The following is a 17842-nucleotide window of genomic DNA, read 5'->3' as shown; positions in this document are numbered from 1 at the left end:
AATCAGACGATAGGAAACCTAGCAAAAAAGCATGCCCTCAGACTATTGCAGACCTGCAATATGAATACCACTGACATCGTCGTCCGGCGAATACGGCTGAACTCTCGGCTCCTGCTCGGATGCGCTCTGCTCCAGACGCTTGCGGAATTGCTCCGCAGGCAGGGCTGGCGAGCACAGATAGCCCTGAAAGTAGTCACCTTGTAACTGCTCAATTGCCCGGCATTGTTCCTGCGTTTCCACACCTTCCGCCACAAGTTCCACGCCCAATGCCTGCCCCATGCTGATGATGGCGCCCACAATGGCCTTGTCTCCCGCATCATGCGGCAGGCCGCGCACAAAACTCTGGTCGATCTTGATCTTGGAGATCGGCAGTTTTTTCAAATAAGCCAAGCTCGAATAGCCGGTACCGAAATCGTCAATGACCAGACCCACACCCAGCTCTGCGATCTGGTGGACGCGCAAAGCCATTTCCTGCGCCTCCTGCAGCAAAATGCTCTCGGTCAGCTCCAGCTCCAGCCACTGTGCCGGCAAGCCGCTGGCGTCCAGCACATATTTGAGGCGATCCACAAAGTCCGGCTGCCTGAACTCCAGCGCGGAGACATTCACCGATACCTTGACGGGCATGTCCATAGCCAGCCAGCGCGCAGCCTCCTGTACTGATTGCTCCAGCACCCAGGCATCCAGAGCAACCACATAGCCGGACTCCTCCGCCAAGGGAATGAAGGCTGCAGGAGAGATCACCCCCAGTTCGGGGTCCGTCCATCGAAGCAACGCCTCTGCCGCCACGATTCGACCCGAACGGATATGTACCTGTGGCTGAAAGTGCACGGCCATATGCCCTTTGTCCAGCGCCTGGCGCATGGCATGCTCCAGCTTCATGCGCGAGAGCAGACCCGCACTCATTTGCGGCTGATAGAAGCTGAAATTGCCGCGTCCGCGCTCCTTGACGCGATACATGGCGATATCGGCCTGACGAATCAGCTCGTCCAGCGTCAAACCATCTGCCGGAAATTGCGCAGCCCCAATGCTGCACTGAACGGAAAAGCCCAGACCGTCAAGCATGAAGGGCTGGCGCATTTCGTCCAGAATACGGGCGGCCACGGCCGAAGCCCCTTCCCCCGTGCAATCATGCAGATAGAGAACAAATTCGTCCCCGCCCTGACGGCACAACACATCGGCAGGGCGCAGCAGTCCGCTCAGCCGCTGAGCAACCAGCTTGAGCACCCGGTCGCCGAAGTCATGGCCCAGTGAATCGTTGATGATCTTGAAACGGTCCAGATCCAGAAACAGAATGCTGAACGGCTGCTGTGTGAAGCGCGCAGCAGTGATGGCCGCTTGCACGTGACGACTCAAACTCAGGCGATTGGGAAGCCCTGTCAACGCATCACTGTAAGCCAGCTGCTCAATCTGCTTTTGCGCACTGCGCTGCATGGTCATGTCGCGCATAAAGCCAATGCTTTGTACCAGACGCCCGTAGCCGTCACGCAATGCCACCCAGGACAGCCAGACCGCGCAGCGCTGACCTTCACTTTGCTTGAGCCAAAGATTGCCCTCCCAGAAGCTGCCCACATCCCAGCGCGCAGCGGCCAGCTCCATCAGGTCGGACACAGCCCCCCCTTCAGACTCGAACAAAGTCCAGGCGGCGAGCCCCAGCACCGCCTTGCCATGCAGCAACTGCCCGCCAGCCGGGTTGACCTGAACGATGACACCATTTGCATCTGCAATGAAGATGCCATCCAGGCTGGACTCGAACACTCTTGCAGCCAGACGCAGTTCGGTCGCCGAGCTGGACTCCACCGTAATGTCCCGATAGGAGTAGATACGTCCTATTGCCACACCGCGACTGAGCTGGGGCACGGAGCGGCGCTCCAGAACCCTGCCGCTAAGCAGTTGCAGCACCTCCGAGGTTTCAGGAGCCGACAGGTCCTGCGCATCCTGCAAAAGAGTGAACTGACTCTCGCTGCTGATGGTCTGTGCTTCCAGGTGGGTAAAGATGGCCGCATCATCTCGCTGCACGAGCAGTGGTTCAGGTAGTTGCCACAGCTCCGCGAAACGGTGGTTGAATGCACGAATACCGCCGCGTAGATCACAGACCAGCATGCCATCTGCAGCGGACTCAAGCGTCGCCCGCAACTCTGCAAGCAGCATGTCCAGTTCGCTCTCGTGCCGCAACTGCTCGCTGCGATCGAGCATGGTGAGCATCAACCAGCGCGGGTTCAGGGCGATGGGGCCCACCCCCATCTCCACAGCCGTCAATGAACCATTGGCTGTACAAATTTCTGTGAGAAATTTCGCCCCGCCCACCCAGTTTGAGGCATCCTGCCAGAACGCTTTTTGCACCAGTGAGGCACACAGCACATCGACATACTGCTCCTGCGCCTGCTCGGGCGTGTAGCCTGTGAGCTGCATACTAGCTGCATTGGCATGCACGACACGCAATGTCTGCGCATCCAGCAGCCAGACCGCCTCCTGCAAGCCATCGAGCATGGAGGCAAGCAGAGGGTCGATCAGAAAACTCTGCTGCAAAGTCACGCGAGGTCTTTCTCGGCAGCAGGTGCTGCAGAACTGTCAAAAAAGTAGCAAAGACGCCTCTGCGGCTGTAAAGCTTCTAACGCATTTCGAGAAAGCTGATTTCGCGTCAAACCTCGGCGAATACCCAAACCCACATATTCAAGCAAATCCACGAACCGCAGCTTCTGCGGCGCCTGCATGTCATAGGTCAGTACCTGCGGCTTGAGCGACTGGCTGGTGTTGACGGACACCACCACGCCCATCCGCCCATCGCTTAGCTCCACCAAAGAGCCCGGCGGATAGACCCCCAAGGTCTGCACGAATGCCTTGAGCACATCGGGCGCATATCGCTGGCGATACTGACCATACAGTGCAGCCATGGCTTCATGAGGCGTCATTTCGTTGCCTTGCAGTGGCAGATTGCACAAGCGCTCAAAATTATTGACCAGCGCCAGGATCTGTCCGGCAATGTCCATATCTGTGGCCAGCAAGCCCAGTGGAAAGCCTGACCCATCGGCCCATTCATGATGCTGGGCGATGGCCGTCGTGACGGAAGGAGGATAGCCCATGGACAGAGCCAATGCCACCGACTCTCCGACATGACGTGCATACAGGGTCTCTCGCACAGGCGTGCGGCCCGTGCCTTGATTCAGTGCATTGGCCGATGCGGAAATCTCCAGCCCCGGCTTGCCGATGTCATGCAACAGGGCCGCCGCGCCCAGATCCTGCAATACGTCATTGCACAGGCCCAGCGTCTTGCCCAACAGCAGGCTCAGTACGGAGACATTGACACCATGAACGCCAAAGGTGGCCCCCCCCGTATCCGCAAGCAGATGCAAAGTCAGATCACGAGCCTGCGCCAGTTTGACGACTTGCTGCGCAACCAGCATATCCGTCGTTGTCCGCGCCTTCTCGGGGTTGACTGGCAACAAGGCCTGCACGTCATCAAATACGGAAACCGCGCCCAGAAACCTGGATTGCACGCCCAAGATACTGTTACGCCATGCATGCGCATCATTCTCGGGGGGGACAGGAGCGAGTTGAGGGTCTGCAGCCACAGACGCTGCCGCCTCTTCCTGATCGCTTCTCGATAGATCAACCTGAACTGCCTTGAGCTTCAGGGTCCTGAGTGTCTGCAACTGCTCGTCATTGACAATCTTGAAGCTGCTGACGGGAAACGGATGGCGCAACCAGCCAGTCTCCAGATGGACATACATGCCGATACGCAGTTGTCCGATATCAATAGCAACGAAACGATTCACTTTGAGCGCTACACACAAGATAAGACATTATTCCGCAGTTCCATGACTGCTCAACCATGACTAGGGTCTGTTGGGATGCAAACAGCGTCAACAATCCCCTCTTGTGTGACTTATCGGCACCAAAGGCCGGGTTTGTAGACCAGATCCATCCACAAAGCCCAACTCGCAACACCAATCAGCATCAGACCAGCGACTCTGGTGCCCCACCTGGCCCGCAATGCATTGACATGCGACTGTCCTAGTTGCCACAGCCAGGGTCCCGCCAGCAGCCACAGTGCACCACCAACGGCAAAGGCTGCCATGGACAAAGCACCTTGCCAAGCGCCGCCACTCAAGGCCGCCACCAACACCGCCGAATACAGCAAACCACAAGGCATCAGTGCCCAGGCAAAGCCTGCTGCCAGACTGCCGCCTGGCGCGGTGACCCAGGGCTGAACCCTGGCCCAGACGGAACGCCCCGCCCGCTCCAGCCAGGCTGGCTGCCGCGCCTGCACCACCATGGCCAGCCCCCAGGCCATCACCGCTACATGCATCAGCGTCCAAAGTCTCTGCAATGCCGTTGTCTGACTGGTCACCCAGGCCAGACTTTCCATGGCCACGGCCGCGACCCCTCCCAGCAGGGCATAGGCAGCGATGCGACCTAGATGAAACAGGCTGGTGCGCAGCCATTGGCGTTTTTGCAGGCCGTGCACGACAACAGGCTGTCCGCCACCGACAGGCTTCGCTGCTGTGACCACACTGCAGGGAGCAGCGCACATTACAAGACAATGGGGCCCACCCACGAGCCCCATGATCAAAGCGGTCCAGACCAGCGAAAACAGCATGCGCTAGATGATGCGCGAAAAGCGCGCGCGGTTTCGGTCGGCCTGCAAATATCGATCAAACAGCATGGCTACTCCGCGCACAAAAAACCAGCCCAGGCCCGTGACCTTGAAGCCCTCGTCGGATAGCTGAACCAGGCCATTGCGCTGCATTTCCGCCAGTGCAGCGAGCTCCGAAGCAAAGTACTCGCGGAAATTGATCAGCCAAGCCTGGTCCATCGGCTCATACAGGACGGAGCCCTGACACATGATGGACATGATGACGGCTCTGCGCACCAGATCGTCACGCGAAAGCGCCAGTCCACGCTGCACGGGCAGTATGCCGCCATCGACGGCATCGTAATACTCTTCAAGAGTCTTGACGTTCTGACTGTAGGTCGCGCCCACCTTGCCGATAGCCGATACACCCAGTGCAATCAGATCGCAATCAGGCTGGGTGCTATAGCCCTGAAAGTTTCGATGCAAGCGCCCCTGGCGCTTGGCAATGGCCAGAGAGTCGTCAGGCAGTGCAAAGTGGTCCATGCCCACATAGACATAGCCGCCATTCATGAACGCATCGATGGCGCCGGAGAGCATGTTCAGCTTGTCCTGTCCCATGGGCAGGTCCGCTGATTCGATACGCCTTTGCGGCTTGAAGCGCTCGGGCAAATGCGCATAGGCATACAGTGCAATGCGATCGGGGCGAAGCTCATTGACCTGTGCCAGCGTGCGCGCAAAAGACTCGGGCGTCTGCCTGGGCAGCCCGTAGATCAGGTCCACATTGATGGAGACAAATCCCAGACGGCGCGCCTCGACCACCAACGCAAAGACTTGCTCGGCGGGCTGCTCGCGGTGCACCGCTTTCTGTACCGCGGGGTCAAAGTCCTGCACACCAAAGCTCAGACGATTGAACCCCATGTCCTTGAGAGCTCTGAGCCGCTCGTTGCTGACGGTGCGCGGATCGACCTCGATGGAGTACTCGCCCGCAGGATCCAGCTTGAAATGCTCACGCATCAAGACCATCAGCTGCTGCAACTCTGCATCGCTGAAGAAGGTCGGTGTACCTCCGCCCAGATGCAGCTGGCTTACGAGCTGGCCTTTGCCGCAGTGCTCGGTATGCATGGCCAGCTCGCGGCCCAAGTAGTCCAGATACTCGGCAGCCTTTTCATGATGCTTGGTCACGATCTTGTTGCAGGCGCAGTAATAGCAAAGCGACTCACAGAACGGCACATGCACATAAACGGACAGCGGCAAAGCGCGCGAGCCAGAATGCGTCTTGCGCTGCTTGAGTGCCAGTATGTAGTCGTCTGCACCAAAAGCCTCAACAAAACGGTCGGCTGTTGGGAACGATGTGTAGCGTGGGCCGGGGATATCAAAGCGGCTCAGCAACTCAGGCGTGACTGCGGTCATAACTGGGAGTTAGGGTGCGCCCACACTCTGCATGGAGCATATTTCAATGGAAATCAGATCCTGAAAATCATGCCCCAAATAGGCAAAAGCGCATGTTTTGGAACGAATACTGGCAATGTGCCCCAAGGCAATCATCCTGTCCTTGATGAAAATCAAGAGACCTCAAGGCAAGTGCTGCGACAATTTGATCCATCTCATCTTCAACCACGAGGTCAATGACCAGCGCGACTCTCCACTGTGTGTCTGTCTGCGCGGTAGCAAAAGCCCATGAATCTTCAGACCATCAAAGCATCCTGCTCCAACTGCAATCTGCGTGAACTGTGCATGCCCATGGGCCTGGACGATGAACAAATGGAGCGCATTGAAGAGGTTGTGGCCACGCGCCGCAAGATCAAGCGCGGTGGGCTGCTGTTTCGCAATGGCGAAGAGTTCACCTCTCTGTATGCCATTCGAACCGGCTTCTTCAAGACCAGCGTGGCGACCGAAGACGGTCGCGATCAGGTCACAGGCTTTCAGATGGCGGGCGAAATCATTGGTCTGGACGGTATCGTCAACGACCACCACACTTGTGATGCCGTGGCCCTGGAAGACGCCGAGGTCTGTGTCATGCCGTTTGACAAACTGGAGCAGCTCTCGCGCGAGGTCACGGCGCTGCAGAACCATGTGCACAAGGTCATGAGCCGCGAAATCGTGCGCGAGCATGGCGTGATGCTGCTGCTGGGCAGCATGCGTGCCGAAGAGCGCCTGGCGGCTTTTGTGTTGAACCTGGTCCAGCGTCTGTCGGCACGCGGCTTTTCCAAGTCGGAGCTGGTGCTGCGCATGACGCGCGAAGAAATCGGCAGTTACCTGGGCCTCAAGCTCGAGACCGTGAGCCGCACTTTCTCCAAATTTGCAGAGGAAGGCATTGTGGAAGTCAGGCAGCGCCACCTGCGCATTCTGGATACCGAGGCGCTCAAACGCATCGTCAACAGCCAGCAATGCCAGAGCTGAGCCGAGTCAGCAGACGCTCTCAAGACAAAGCCCGCGGACAGCGGGCTTTTTTATCTGGGCGAATTACTCGGGCAGAGGCTCGGAAACGATGCCTCCATTGAGATCGCTGACGGAGCGCCCCAGCATCACCGTCATCGCTCCTCCTATCAGGGTCACGACCCAGAAGGCAAAAAAGGCGACCGTATAGATGGCCTGGCGCGACCAGCCCAGGGGGGAACCAAGCCAGTGCAGATCCAGCGGGTCCACAAAGGCAAAAACCACCATCTCCATGATTGCCGCCGCCAGAAAGGCCGGCCAGACAATCCACATCCAGCGTCGAGCATCCATCCTGATTCTCCTTGGGCTGTGGGCTTGACCATATTTTGCACAAAGGTGATGACCGCTCACGCAGGACTGCGGGCATGCACCATGGCGGGAAACCCTGAATCACTCTCTTTTCAGTAGCACCTTGCGCCATCCGGATAATGAAAAACCATTTACTTCTGCATCAACGTTAGACGGAGCATGCGCAACATGCTCTGATTTTGATATTGGCAACAAAAAAGGCCGCAAAAGCGACCTTGGCGGAGCAAGCACCGGAGCGCTCAGCGATCCAGAGGATGGTCCTTGACTGGAGTGGCCGCATGATTGCGGCCGGTGACTGCAGGGGCCATGCTTTTTTCACTTTCGCTCAGGCGTTGGTTGATTTCAATGCCATGGCGGTAGTAGTCAGGGTCAATCACGGGATCGGGCCTGCTCAGTGCGATGTATGCGGTGACAAAGCCGGCAATCACCACGATCACCGGGCCGGCGATGATGAGCCAGACATGGGCAAACTTCCACCAGGACTTGCCGTCCTCGGGGTGGGTGATCCTGGCCGTTTGCGAGACCTTGGCTTGTGCTGCCGACATGATGAAACCTCTTTACAAAATTCTGGCCACCCAGGCACATAGGGCAAGGTGGCATGGATTGTTGCCGATTGGCTGTGTCCTTGTCCGGCCTCCGTGATGGCTCACGAAGACCGGCAATACATGGCATTAACGCGGCACCAGGAACACCGTCTTCTCGGAAATACGCCCTGCTCCGGCAGTCACTGCATCCACATTGAAGTGTACGGGGTGCGAGCCGGGAGCTGCTGAGCCATACGGAATTTGCAGCCGCACGGCAATGCCGCGCGTCTCGGCAGGGCCAACGGTCACTTCCTGCTCGGATGCAACTTCCAGATTCTCCAGGCCCACGGCGCTGATACGGTAGCGCTGCTCGGACTCCGTGGCGTTCATGATCTGCAGACGGTAGACGTTCTCCAGCTTGCCGCCCGCTACGATGCGCGAAAGCGCAGCACGGTCTCGAATCACGTCGACCTTGAGCGGCTCGCGCAGCACCAGACTGGCGATCATGGCGGCGCTGAGGGCCACCAGCACGGCCGCGTAGATCAACACACGGGGGCGGAAAATACGGCGGATCACCTGTACCTGCTTCCAGGCCTTGGACACGGCATTCTGAGTGGTCAGCCGGATCAGGCCGCGCGGATACTCCATCTTGTCCATCACGGAGTTGCAGGCATCGATGCACAGACCGCAGCCAATGCACTCGTACTGCAGCCCCTTGCGGATATCGATGCCCACGGGGCAGACCTGAACGCAAAGCTTGCAATCTATGCAGTCCCCCAGGCCCTGTGCCTTGTAGTCAACGTCTTTCTTGCGCGGGCCACGAGCTTCACCACGTTCAGCGTCATAGCTGACGATCATGGTGTCCTTGTCGAACATGGCACTCTGAAAGCGTGCATAGGGACACATGTACTTGCAGACCTGCTCGCGCATGTAGCCGGCGTTGCCGTAGGTGGCAAACCCGTAGAACGCCACCCAGAAAATCTGCCAGTTGCCCTGGAAGGCCATCAACTGCACACCCAGCTCACGGATGGGCACGAAGTAGCCGACAAAGGTGAAGCCTGTCCAAAGAGACAGAACGATCCAGAGAAACTGCTTGAAGGACTTTTTCCAGATCTTCTCCAACGTCCAGCCGTTCTTGTCGATACGCATGCGGGCACTGCGATCGCCTTCGACCTTGCTTTCGATCCACATGAAGATCTCGGTGTAGACCGTCTGCGGACAGGAGAAGCCACACCACAGGCGCCCGGCCACGGCGGTAAACAGAAACAGCCCCAGCGCGCTGATGATCAGCAGCCCCGTCAGATAGATGAAGTCCTGCGGATACAGCACCAGTCCGAACAGATAGAAGCGCCGGGCTTCCAAATCGAACAGCACCATCTGGCGCTCGCCCCACTGCAGCCAGGGCAGGCCGTAGAAGACGAGCTGGGTCAGAAACACCATGGCCCAGCGCCACCGTGAGAACACGCCACTAATAGAGCGTGAGTACACTTTTTGCTCGGAAGCGAACATAGGCACCAACTCAGGCCCGCCCTCATGAGGCTCAGGCGTGATCGGTATGACTTTTCGGGGCTTCCCCTGATCGCACGGCATCGCAGTTCCTTAATGTTTTTGTAATTACTGAAAATTGAAATGCGAAAAAGGCGGTGCCAGGGCACCGCCTCTTAACAACGCATTACTTCTGGTTTTGCGTATTCGAAAGACTCCAGACATAGGAGGCCAACACGGCAATTTGAGCCTCCGTCAACTTCTCTTTCTGGGCAGGCATTTCATTGTGCTTGCCGTTGTTGACGATGTTGACGATTGCCGCCTCACCCCAGCCATGCAGCCAGATGTCATCGGTCAGGTTAGGCGCTCCCAGCGCAGGGTTGCCCTTGCCGTCCATGCCGTGACAAGCCGCACAGGCCACGAACTTGGACTTGCCTTGCGAAGCCTTGACGGCATCGTGAGGGCTGCCCGACAGGCTCAGCACATAGTGCGCCACATTGCGCACATCTTCCGCCGAGCCCACGGCTGCCGCCATGGGCGGCATGATGCCGATACGGCCGTTGGTGATGGTCTCCCTGATCTTCTCGGGAGATCCACCATGCAACCAGTCGCCGTCCGCCAGATTCGGGAAGGACTTGCTGCCGCGAGCGTCAGAGCCATGGCATTGCGCACAGTTGTTCATGAACAGACGCTCGCCAATGGCCATGGCCTGAGGGTCCTTGGCCATTTCTTCGGTAGGCATGCTGGTGAACTTGGCGTACAGAGGCTCCAGGTCTGCCTTGGCCTTGGCCATTTCCTTGTCGTAGGCGCCGGTCTGGCTCCAGTCCAGCTTGCCGCCGAAGCCGCCCAGACCTGGGTAGACCACAAGATAGCCCAAGCTGAAAACCACGGTGATCACGAACAGACCCATCCACCACTTGGGCATGGGGTTGTTGAGTTCACGCAGGTCTTCGTCCCAGACATGGCCTGTGGTGTTGTCGCTCGAGGGAACGACCTTCTTGCTGGCCACCAGAATCAGCAGCAGCAAGCAGCCAAAGATGCCAATCAGCGTAATCGCCGCGACATACACTGACCAGAAATTGTTAATGAAATCGCTCATGGGATGTTCTCGTTGTGGTGATCAGACTCAGTCTTCCAGGAATGGAACCTGAGCTGCCTCGTCAAAACGGGCCTGGTTGCGGCGGGCATACGCCCACCACCAGATGCCCACGAAACACGCCAGCGATGCCAGCGTGGCCACGATACGCATGATGGTGATATCCATTTCCAGCCCTTTCTCTCTTACTTGACGGCGCGACCAAGGACCTGCAGATAGGCAATCACTGCCTCCATCTCTGTCTTGTCCTTGACCTCGGCCTGAGCACCGGCGATTTCCGCATCGGTGTACGGCACGCCCACCTTGCGCAGCGCGCTCATGCGCGTTGCCACGGCCGTGTCATCCACCTTGTTGGCTTCCAGCCAGGAGTAAGCAGGCATATTGGACTCGGGCACTACGTCACGCGGGTTGTTCAGGTGGATGCGATGCCATTCGTCGCTGTACTTGCCGCCCACGCGATGCAGGTCGGGGCCGGTACGCTTGGAGCCCCACTGGAAGGGGTGGTCGTACACGAACTCGCCAGCCACCGAGTAGTGGCCATAGCGCATGGTCTCGGCGCGGAAGGGACGGATCATCTGCGAGTGACAGTTGTAGCAACCCTCGCGCAGATAGACGTCGCGCCCCATCAGCTGCAACGGGGTGTAGGGCTTGAGACCCGCCACTGCTTCGGTCGTGGACTTCTGGAAGAACAGCGGCACGATTTCCACCAGGCCACCAATGGTCAGCACGAACAGCGTTAGCGCGATCAGCAAAAAGTTGCTGGTCTCGATCTTCTCGTGCGAAAAGCTCTTGGGAGCTGCGTTATTTTGATCAGACATTGCTTTTGCTCCTCAATGCTCAAGCGTGAGCCACCACGGCAGGCACTGCCACCTTGACGGAACGGCCGGCCATTGCGGTCTTCCATGTGTTCCATGCCATCACCAGCATGCCGCCCAGATACAGCAGACCGCCAGTCACGCGAATCACATAGAAGGGATAGGTCGCCTTCACGCTTTCCACGAAGGTGTAGGTCAGCGTGCCGTCGGGGTTGACAGCGCGCCACATCAGGCCCTGCATCACACCGGCAATCCACATTGCGGCGATGTACAGCACGATGCCGATGGTCGCCATCCAGAAGTGCAGCTCGATCGCGGCCAGCGAGTGCATCTTCTCGCGGCCGAACAGACGGGGGATCAGGTAGTACAGAGAGCCCATGGTGATCAGACCCACCCAGCCCAGAGCGCCGGAGTGCACGTGGCCCACGGTCCAGTCGGTGTAGTGGCTCAGCGCGTTCACGGTCTTGATGGCCATCATCGGGCCTTCGAAGGTGGACATGCCGTAGAACGACAGGGACACGATCAGGAAACGCAAGATAGGGTCGTCGCGCAGCTTGTGCCAGGCACCCGACAGCGTCATGATGCCGTTGATCATGCCGCCCCAGCTGGGAGCCAGCAGGATCAGCGAGAACACCATGCCCACGGACTGGGCCCAGTCAGGCAAAGCGGTGTAGTGCAGGTGGTGAGGACCCGCCCACATGTACGTGAAGATCAGCGCCCAGAAGTGCACGATCGACAGGCGATACGAGTACACGGGACGACCCGCCTGCTTGGGGATGAAGTAATACATCATGCCCAGGAAGCCGGCGGTCAGGAAGAAGCCCACGGCGTTGTGCCCGTACCACCACTGAACCATTGCATCCTGCACGCCAGCGTAAGCCGAATAGCTCTTCATCCAGCCCGCAGGGACGGAAATATTGTTGACGATATGCAGCAGGGCCACGGCCAGGATAAAGGCGCCGAAGAACCAGTTGGCCACATAGATGTGCTTGACCTTGCGGATGCCGATAGTGCCGAAGAACACAATGGCGTAGGACACCCATGTCACGGCGATCAGCAAGTCAAGGGGCCATTCCAGCTCGGCGTATTCCTTGCCCTGGGTGTAACCCAGAGGCAGGCTGATGGCTGCGCCGACGATAACCAGTTGCCAGGCCCAGAAGGTCAGGCTGGCCAGCTTGGGCATGAACAGCTTGGTCTGGCAGGTGCGTTGCACCACGTAGTAGCTGGTCGCGAACAGCGCCGAGCCACCAAAAGCGAAGATCACGGCATTGGTATGCAGCGGACGCAGACGTCCGTAGCTCAGCCAGGGAATGCCGAAGTTGAGTTCCGGCCAGGCCAGCTGGGACGCGATAAACACGCCCACCGCCATACCTACCACCCCCCATACCACGGCCATGATAGAGAACTGTCTTACGACGGTGTCGTCGTAATAGACAGCATTGTTATTTGTTGCTTCCATCGGGCACCTCTTAGATATCTTGCAAAGTGTTCATCGGTTTCTGGTCGGGCTCGTTGAGCCACATCAATCGTCGCGAAGAATGCGCTCGCCTTCTTGTTCCACGCTCTCGAACTGGCCCCGGTACACGGCCCACCACAGGGCAGCCACAATGGCCATGACCAGAACAACCGACAGCGGAATCAATACATACAAAATGTCCATCAATGGCCTCCTTGAGTCAGTGGCATGACGGTGCCCCGCGGCGCAAGGTGCGCGGGGGCGGACGCGTTGCTATCTGCAGCCTGCAGCGGCAACGCACGTGCAAGACGGGCTGCGTTGGCGACGACCAGCAAGGAGCTCAGCGCCATGCCGAGCCCTGCCAGCCAGGCAGGCATCCAGCCCACAAGGGCCAGAGGAATAGAGATCGCGTTATAGGCTGCTGCCCAGCCCAGGTTCTGGCGCACCACGGACAGGGTCCGGCGGGCCAGCAACAGGCTTTGCAACACTAACTCCAGGCTGTCTCCCAGTACCACGAAGTCTGCTCGCGATTGTGCCAGCGGCACTGCTTTACCAAAAGCAAAAGAGACATGCGCTCCGGCTAAAACTGGGCCGTCATTCAGGCCGTCGCCGACCATGGCAACCTTATGCCCTGCAGCCTGTGCCGCCTGCATGGCTGCCAGCTTGTCCTGCGGTTTGCAATCACCCTGCGCCCGCTCTATGCCCAGTCTGGCGGCGACCGTGCGCACTGCCGCAGAACGGTCTCCTGAGAGCAGTTGCACCGCCACACCTTGCTGCCTGAGGTCGGCAATGACCTGGGCCGCTTCGGGACGCACGTCCTCGCTCAGATGGAACTGCGCCAGGGGCAGCCAGCCACTTTGCAATTGCTCGGCCAGCATCACGCTCTGCCCTGGCTCATGCGGTGCCAACTCGGGCACGCCGCAATGCGCGGCCGAGCCCAGACGAAGATGACGGCGCAAAGCGGTATTGCTGCGCGCCTGCACCCAGACATCAAGGCCGCTGCCGGCAACTTCCTGAACGGAGTCCAGCAGCCACGCGCTGGCAGGCAGTTCGGCCACCTCGGCCGCATGCGCCAGGGCCTTGGAAGCGGGATGCATGGACTGACGCGCCAGCAAGGCGGCCAGCGCCAGCAGGTCATCAGTGTTTTGACCTTCAGCAGGTGTCAGCGCGCGCAGCACCAGGCCGTCGCGCGTCAGCGTCCCGGTCTTGTCGAACACCAGCGTATCCACAGCAGCCAGCGCCTCCAGCCCCTGCAGATTGCGCACCAGCACGCCGCTGCGCGCCAGGGTGCCGGCCGCCGTCAGCATGGCCACGGGCGTTGCCAGAGAAAGCGCACAGGGGCAGGTGACGATGAGCACGGCCACGGCCACCATCATGGCTTTGCCCGGATCGGCAGGCCACCACCAGATGGCCGCAGCTAGCGCCGCCAGCAGCACCACGACAAGGAAAGGACGGGCCACCCTGTCGGCCAGCTGGGCCAGTGTTGGCTTTTGCAGCGAAGCGCTTTCCATCAGATTCACGATCTGCGCAAAGCGGGTGCCCTCACCCACGCTGTCCACTCTCACATCGACAACACTGTCCAGGTTGTAGCTGCCGGCGGTGACTGCATCGCCCTGCGCACGCAAAACAGGCGTGGATTCGCCGGTCAGAAGTGCCTCATCGGCATGGGTGGTACCGCGCAGAATCCGGCCGTCTGCGGGAAAAGCCTCGCCCGTGAGCACGCGCACCACATCGCCCACGCGCAACCGACGTGTGGCCACGCGCTCGAACTCGCCTGTGTCAGGCTGCTGACGCAGCACCGAATCCGGCAGCCGGTTCATCACGGCTTCCAATGCACCGGCCGTACGGTCGCGCAGGCGCAGCTCCAGCCAGCGCCCTGTGAGCAGGAAGAAGACAAACATGGTCAGCGAGTCGAAAAAGACTTCCTGACCGAAGGGACCGGAGGGATCAAAAGTGCCCAGCGTGCTGATGACAAAGGCGATGAACATGCCCAGGGCCACAGGCAGGTCCATGCTCACGCGGCGCTGGGTGATGTCCTTGAGCGCGCTCTTGAAGAACGGGCCGCAGCAAAACAGCACCACGGGCAGAGAAATCACCCAGGATGCCCAGCGCAGCAAGGTCTCCATCTCCAGCGACAGATCACCGGGGCGCGCCGTGTAGGCAGGCCATGCGTACATCATCACCTGCATCATGCACAGGCCGGCCACCAGCCAGCGCCACAGGGCGCGGCGCGTCTCGGCCTGACGCAGCTCACGCGCAAACGCGTCGCGCGCAGGCAAGGCCCGGTAGCCGGCACGTGATATGGCCTCCATCCATTGCGATGGAAGCACCTGGGCGGGACGCCACTCGACACGGGCTCGGCGCGTTGCGGCACTGACTTCGGCGGCCTGCACTCCAGGGACGGCCCGAAGCGCCTCCTCGATGGTCAGCGCGCACGCAGCACAGTGCATGCCCTCCAGAACCACGAAGGAATCCCACACCGGGGACTCGGTTGCGCTCTCGGAGATTGGGGCCTTGGGGCTCTGGCCGGCGGGGCGACCAAACGAGCTCCATTCTTGCGGATCGTCCAGCAGATGACTGTGCATCTGGGACACGTTCAGGAAACCGGTGTCAGCAACAGCAGGCTCTGCCGCGGAAGGCTGGACAGTAGTGTGTTGGGACATGTTTCAAGCGTAACTACGCCAGATGATACCCACCTTGACATTAATCAACCGTTAACTGCCCAATCGACATATGCTTGTATTCACAACGCCTGCAACCTAAGGAGAAAGCTATGTACAACCGCATTTTGATTGCTACCGACGGCACCGAACTCTCGGACAAGGCTGTGCATGCAGGCCTGGATCTGGCCGCTTTGTGCGGCGCCAGCGTGATTGCACTCAAGGTTGTCTCGCACTATCCGCGCAGCTACCTGGAAGGCACCGACTTGCTGGACATCAAGGAAGCCAAGCGCATTGAAGAGCAATGGACCACTCAGGCCCAGACCCTGCTGAACGGCGTCAAAGCCTTTGGCCATGAGCGCAAGGTCAATGTCACCACCGAAATCACCCACTCCGACCTGGTGGCCGAGTCGATTGTGGAGATGGCCAAAAAGCATGACTGCGACCTGATCGTCATGGCTTCGCACGGTCGCAAGGGTCTGCAGCGCCTGCTGCTGGGCAGCGAAACCCAGCATGTGCTGACGCACTCACACGTGCCGGTGCTGGTGCTGCGCTGATTGACTCCCCCTGAGCCGCTTCGCGGCTTCCACGGAAGGGGATGGCATCTGCACGGGGGGACGACCCTGGCCGAGCGCCCCTTGCGGGGCTCGCCCTGATATCCAGTGCGCATGCCGCTCGGAGGCCGCCGTTTGCCACTCACAAATTAAAAGCAGCTTGCGTACAAGCTGCTTTATTTTCAGACAGATTCGATACTGAATTCGGCTACCAGACTGCGTAAACAGCTCACTTTTCAGGAGTCAAGTCAAAAGACAAGCGCCTGAAACGCAGCCAATAGTGCAGCCAAAAACCAACGCCTGGCGTCCGACTGGAGACGCTCGGCAGCAGGTTCAGGAGAACTCCTGCTGATACTGATCGCGCAGCAGCTTCTTCTGGACCTTGCCCATGGTGTTGCGCGGCAGGCTGTCCACCACATAGCAGCGCTTGGGCACCTTGAAGTTGGCCAGCCGGGCCTTGAGCAACTCCAGAATCTTCAGCCCATCCAGCTGCGCGCCCTTGCGCGGCACGATGACGGCAACGCCGACCTCGCCAAAGTCCGGGTGCGGCACGCCCACCAGGGCGCTTTCGTCCACGCCAGGCAAATCGTTGATGAAGCCCTCCACTTCGGCCGGATAGACGTTGTAGCCGCCCGAGATGATCAAGTCCTTGCTGCGCCCCACGATGCTGAAGTAGCCGCGCGCATCCTGCATGCCCACATCGCCGGTCTTGAACCAGCCGTCGGCCGTGAACTCCTCGGCCGTCTTCTCGGGCATGCGCCAGTAGCCCTTGAAGACATTGGGCCCCTGGACCTCGATATTGCCGATCTCACCTGCGGGCAGGGGTTTGCCGTCGTCGCCATGAATGCGCACGCCCACGCCCGGCAGCGGAAAGCCCACTGTGGCGCCGCGACGCTCGGCCTCGTTGCCGTAGCGCGCATCGGCCTGATAGGGGTTGGAGGTCAGCATGATGGTCTCGCTCATGCCGTAGCGCTCGAGGATGGTGTGGCCGGTACGCGTCTTCCAGGCGCGGAAGGTCTCGATCAGCATGGGGGCCGAGCCCGAGATGAAGAGCCGCATGTGCGCGGCCATGTCGCGGTCCAGCCTGGCATCGGCCAGCATGCGCACATAAAGGGTCGGCACGCCCATGAAGACGGTCGCGTCCTTGAAGCGCGCCATGACGGCCTCGGGCTCGAAGCGGGCAAACCAGATCATGGGACTGCCGTTGAGCAGCGCCCCGTGAATGGCCACAAACAGGCCATGCACATGGAAGATGGGCAGCGCGTGCATCAGCACATCGCCGTCCTTCCAGCCCCAGTAGACCTTGAGCATCGCCGCATTGCTCAGCAGATTGCCGTGACTGAGCATGGCACCCTTGCTGCGCCCCGTGGTGCCGCTGGTGTAGAGAATCGCCGCCAGATCGTCGGTGCGGCGCGCAACGACCTGGTGCTCGTCGCTGTGGTGGACCGCGCGCTCCAGCAAGCTGCCCGTGCGATCGGTGCCCAGGGTGTAGACATGGCCCACGCCGTGGTTGAATGCAATCTTGGACACCCAGCCGAAACAGCCGGGTGCGCAGACCACCACGGCCGGCTCGGCATTGGTGATGAAGTACTCCATCTCTGCGCTCTGGTAGGCCGTGTTCAGCGGCAGGAACACATGGCCGCTGCGCAGCGTGGCCAGGTACAGCATCATGGCTTCGACCGATTTTTCCACCTGCACCGCAATGCGGCTGCCCTCGGGCAGATCCAGAGAGGCCAGCAGATTGGCCATGCGTGCACTGCCCTGCTCCAGATCGGCCCAGGTGTAGTAGAGGCTGGAGCCATCGGGCTCGATGGCCTCCACGGCATTTTTCGTCAGATCCGCAGGAAACGCAGCGCGCAGCGCGCTGAAAAGATTGGCTTGAGGCATATCGGTCATCGTGATGCTGTCGAACTCGGCAACGGTGAAAGCAAAAG

16 protein-coding genes are annotated in these 17842 nt (G+C 59.6%); 2 read left to right on the top strand and 14 right to left on the bottom strand.

Features of this window, described 5'->3' with window-relative positions; all coding sequences use genetic code 11:
• Positions 1-42: 42 nt before the first annotated feature.
• The 4 genes from AC1RTQ_RS13695 to hemN form a co-directional block, all read right to left on the bottom strand.
• Positions 43-2532 carry a sensor domain-containing protein gene (locus AC1RTQ_RS13695; RefSeq protein ID WP_492876470.1) on the bottom strand — a complete coding sequence of 830 codons (2490 nt, stop codon included), beginning with the start codon at positions 2530-2532 and terminating at the stop codon, positions 43-45.
• On the bottom strand, positions 2529-3773 hold the full coding sequence (locus AC1RTQ_RS13690) for an HD-GYP domain-containing protein (RefSeq protein WP_492876468.1): 1245 nt from the start codon (positions 3771-3773) through the stop codon (positions 2529-2531). The genes AC1RTQ_RS13695 and AC1RTQ_RS13690 overlap by 4 nt, the downstream gene beginning before the upstream one ends.
• A 110-nt stretch (positions 3774-3883) precedes the next feature.
• The gene (locus AC1RTQ_RS13685) at positions 3884-4597 is read right to left on the bottom strand and encodes a sulfite exporter TauE/SafE family protein (RefSeq protein ID WP_492876466.1); all 714 of its coding nucleotides are present in this window, start codon (positions 4595-4597) and stop codon (positions 3884-3886) included.
• A 3-nt stretch (positions 4598-4600) separates the two neighbouring features.
• Positions 4601-5983 carry an oxygen-independent coproporphyrinogen III oxidase gene (hemN, locus tag AC1RTQ_RS13680; RefSeq protein ID WP_304351453.1) on the bottom strand — a complete coding sequence of 461 codons (1383 nt, stop codon included), beginning with the start codon at positions 5981-5983 and terminating at the stop codon, positions 4601-4603.
• Between the two features lie 267 nt (positions 5984-6250).
• Between hemN and fnr the strand changes: the two genes are divergently transcribed.
• Positions 6251-6973, top strand: a complete 723-nt coding sequence (gene fnr / locus AC1RTQ_RS13675; protein ID WP_302091232.1) for a fumarate/nitrate reduction transcriptional regulator Fnr — start codon at positions 6251-6253, stop codon at positions 6971-6973.
• A gap of 63 nt (positions 6974-7036) precedes the next feature.
• Here the strand turns inward: fnr and AC1RTQ_RS13670 are convergent, their stop codons facing one another.
• From AC1RTQ_RS13670 to AC1RTQ_RS13630, 9 genes are all read right to left on the bottom strand, one after another.
• Positions 7037-7300, bottom strand: coding sequence for a hypothetical protein (locus AC1RTQ_RS13670; protein WP_492876463.1), 264 nt, complete (start codon positions 7298-7300; stop codon positions 7037-7039).
• Positions 7301-7557: 257 nt separating this feature from the next.
• Positions 7558-7863: a FixH family protein gene (locus AC1RTQ_RS13665; protein WP_302091234.1), complete on the bottom strand. Its 306-nt coding sequence runs from the start codon at positions 7861-7863 to the stop codon at positions 7558-7560.
• Positions 7864-7989: 126 nt separating this feature from the next.
• The gene (ccoG, locus tag AC1RTQ_RS13660; protein ID WP_409812971.1) at positions 7990-9432 is read right to left on the bottom strand and encodes a cytochrome c oxidase accessory protein CcoG; all 1443 of its coding nucleotides are present in this window, start codon (positions 9430-9432) and stop codon (positions 7990-7992) included.
• A gap of 82 nt (positions 9433-9514) precedes the next feature.
• Positions 9515-10426, bottom strand: a complete 912-nt coding sequence (gene ccoP / locus AC1RTQ_RS13655; RefSeq protein ID WP_302091236.1) for a cytochrome-c oxidase, cbb3-type subunit III — start codon at positions 10424-10426, stop codon at positions 9515-9517.
• 27 nt (positions 10427-10453) lie between these two features.
• Entirely contained in the window at positions 10454-10591 is a 138-nt protein-coding gene (locus tag AC1RTQ_RS13650; RefSeq protein ID WP_302091237.1) for a cbb3-type cytochrome oxidase subunit 3, read from the bottom strand.
• A gap of 17 nt (positions 10592-10608) precedes the next feature.
• Positions 10609-11241 carry a cytochrome-c oxidase, cbb3-type subunit II gene (gene ccoO / locus AC1RTQ_RS13645; protein ID WP_182286652.1) on the bottom strand — a complete coding sequence of 211 codons (633 nt, stop codon included), beginning with the start codon at positions 11239-11241 and terminating at the stop codon, positions 10609-10611.
• 19 nt (positions 11242-11260) lie between these two features.
• Positions 11261-12697, bottom strand: a complete 1437-nt coding sequence (ccoN, locus tag AC1RTQ_RS13640; RefSeq protein ID WP_304351457.1) for a cytochrome-c oxidase, cbb3-type subunit I — start codon at positions 12695-12697, stop codon at positions 11261-11263.
• Between the two features lie 63 nt (positions 12698-12760).
• Positions 12761-12898: a cbb3-type cytochrome oxidase assembly protein CcoS gene (gene ccoS, locus AC1RTQ_RS13635; RefSeq protein WP_003056328.1), complete on the bottom strand. Its 138-nt coding sequence runs from the start codon at positions 12896-12898 to the stop codon at positions 12761-12763.
• Positions 12898-15279 carry a heavy metal translocating P-type ATPase gene (locus tag AC1RTQ_RS13630; protein ID WP_492876663.1) on the bottom strand — a complete coding sequence of 794 codons (2382 nt, stop codon included), beginning with the start codon at positions 15277-15279 and terminating at the stop codon, positions 12898-12900. Before AC1RTQ_RS13630 ends, ccoS begins: the two co-directional genes overlap by 1 nt.
• 188 nt (positions 15280-15467) lie before the next feature.
• Between AC1RTQ_RS13630 and AC1RTQ_RS13625 the strand changes: the two genes are divergently transcribed.
• The gene (locus AC1RTQ_RS13625) at positions 15468-15911 is read left to right on the top strand and encodes a universal stress protein (protein ID WP_492876459.1); all 444 of its coding nucleotides are present in this window, start codon (positions 15468-15470) and stop codon (positions 15909-15911) included.
• A 330-nt stretch (positions 15912-16241) separates the two neighbouring features.
• Here AC1RTQ_RS13625 and AC1RTQ_RS13620 read toward each other — a convergent pair whose 3' ends face one another.
• Positions 16242-17795, bottom strand: coding sequence for a malonate--CoA ligase (locus AC1RTQ_RS13620; RefSeq protein ID WP_492876661.1), 1554 nt, complete (start codon positions 17793-17795; stop codon positions 16242-16244).
• Between the last annotated feature and the right edge of the window lie 47 nt (positions 17796-17842).

The organism is Comamonas sp. GW821-FHT11H03 (assembly GCF_058807955.1).
This window is presented reverse-complemented; position numbering and strand designations above follow the sequence as displayed.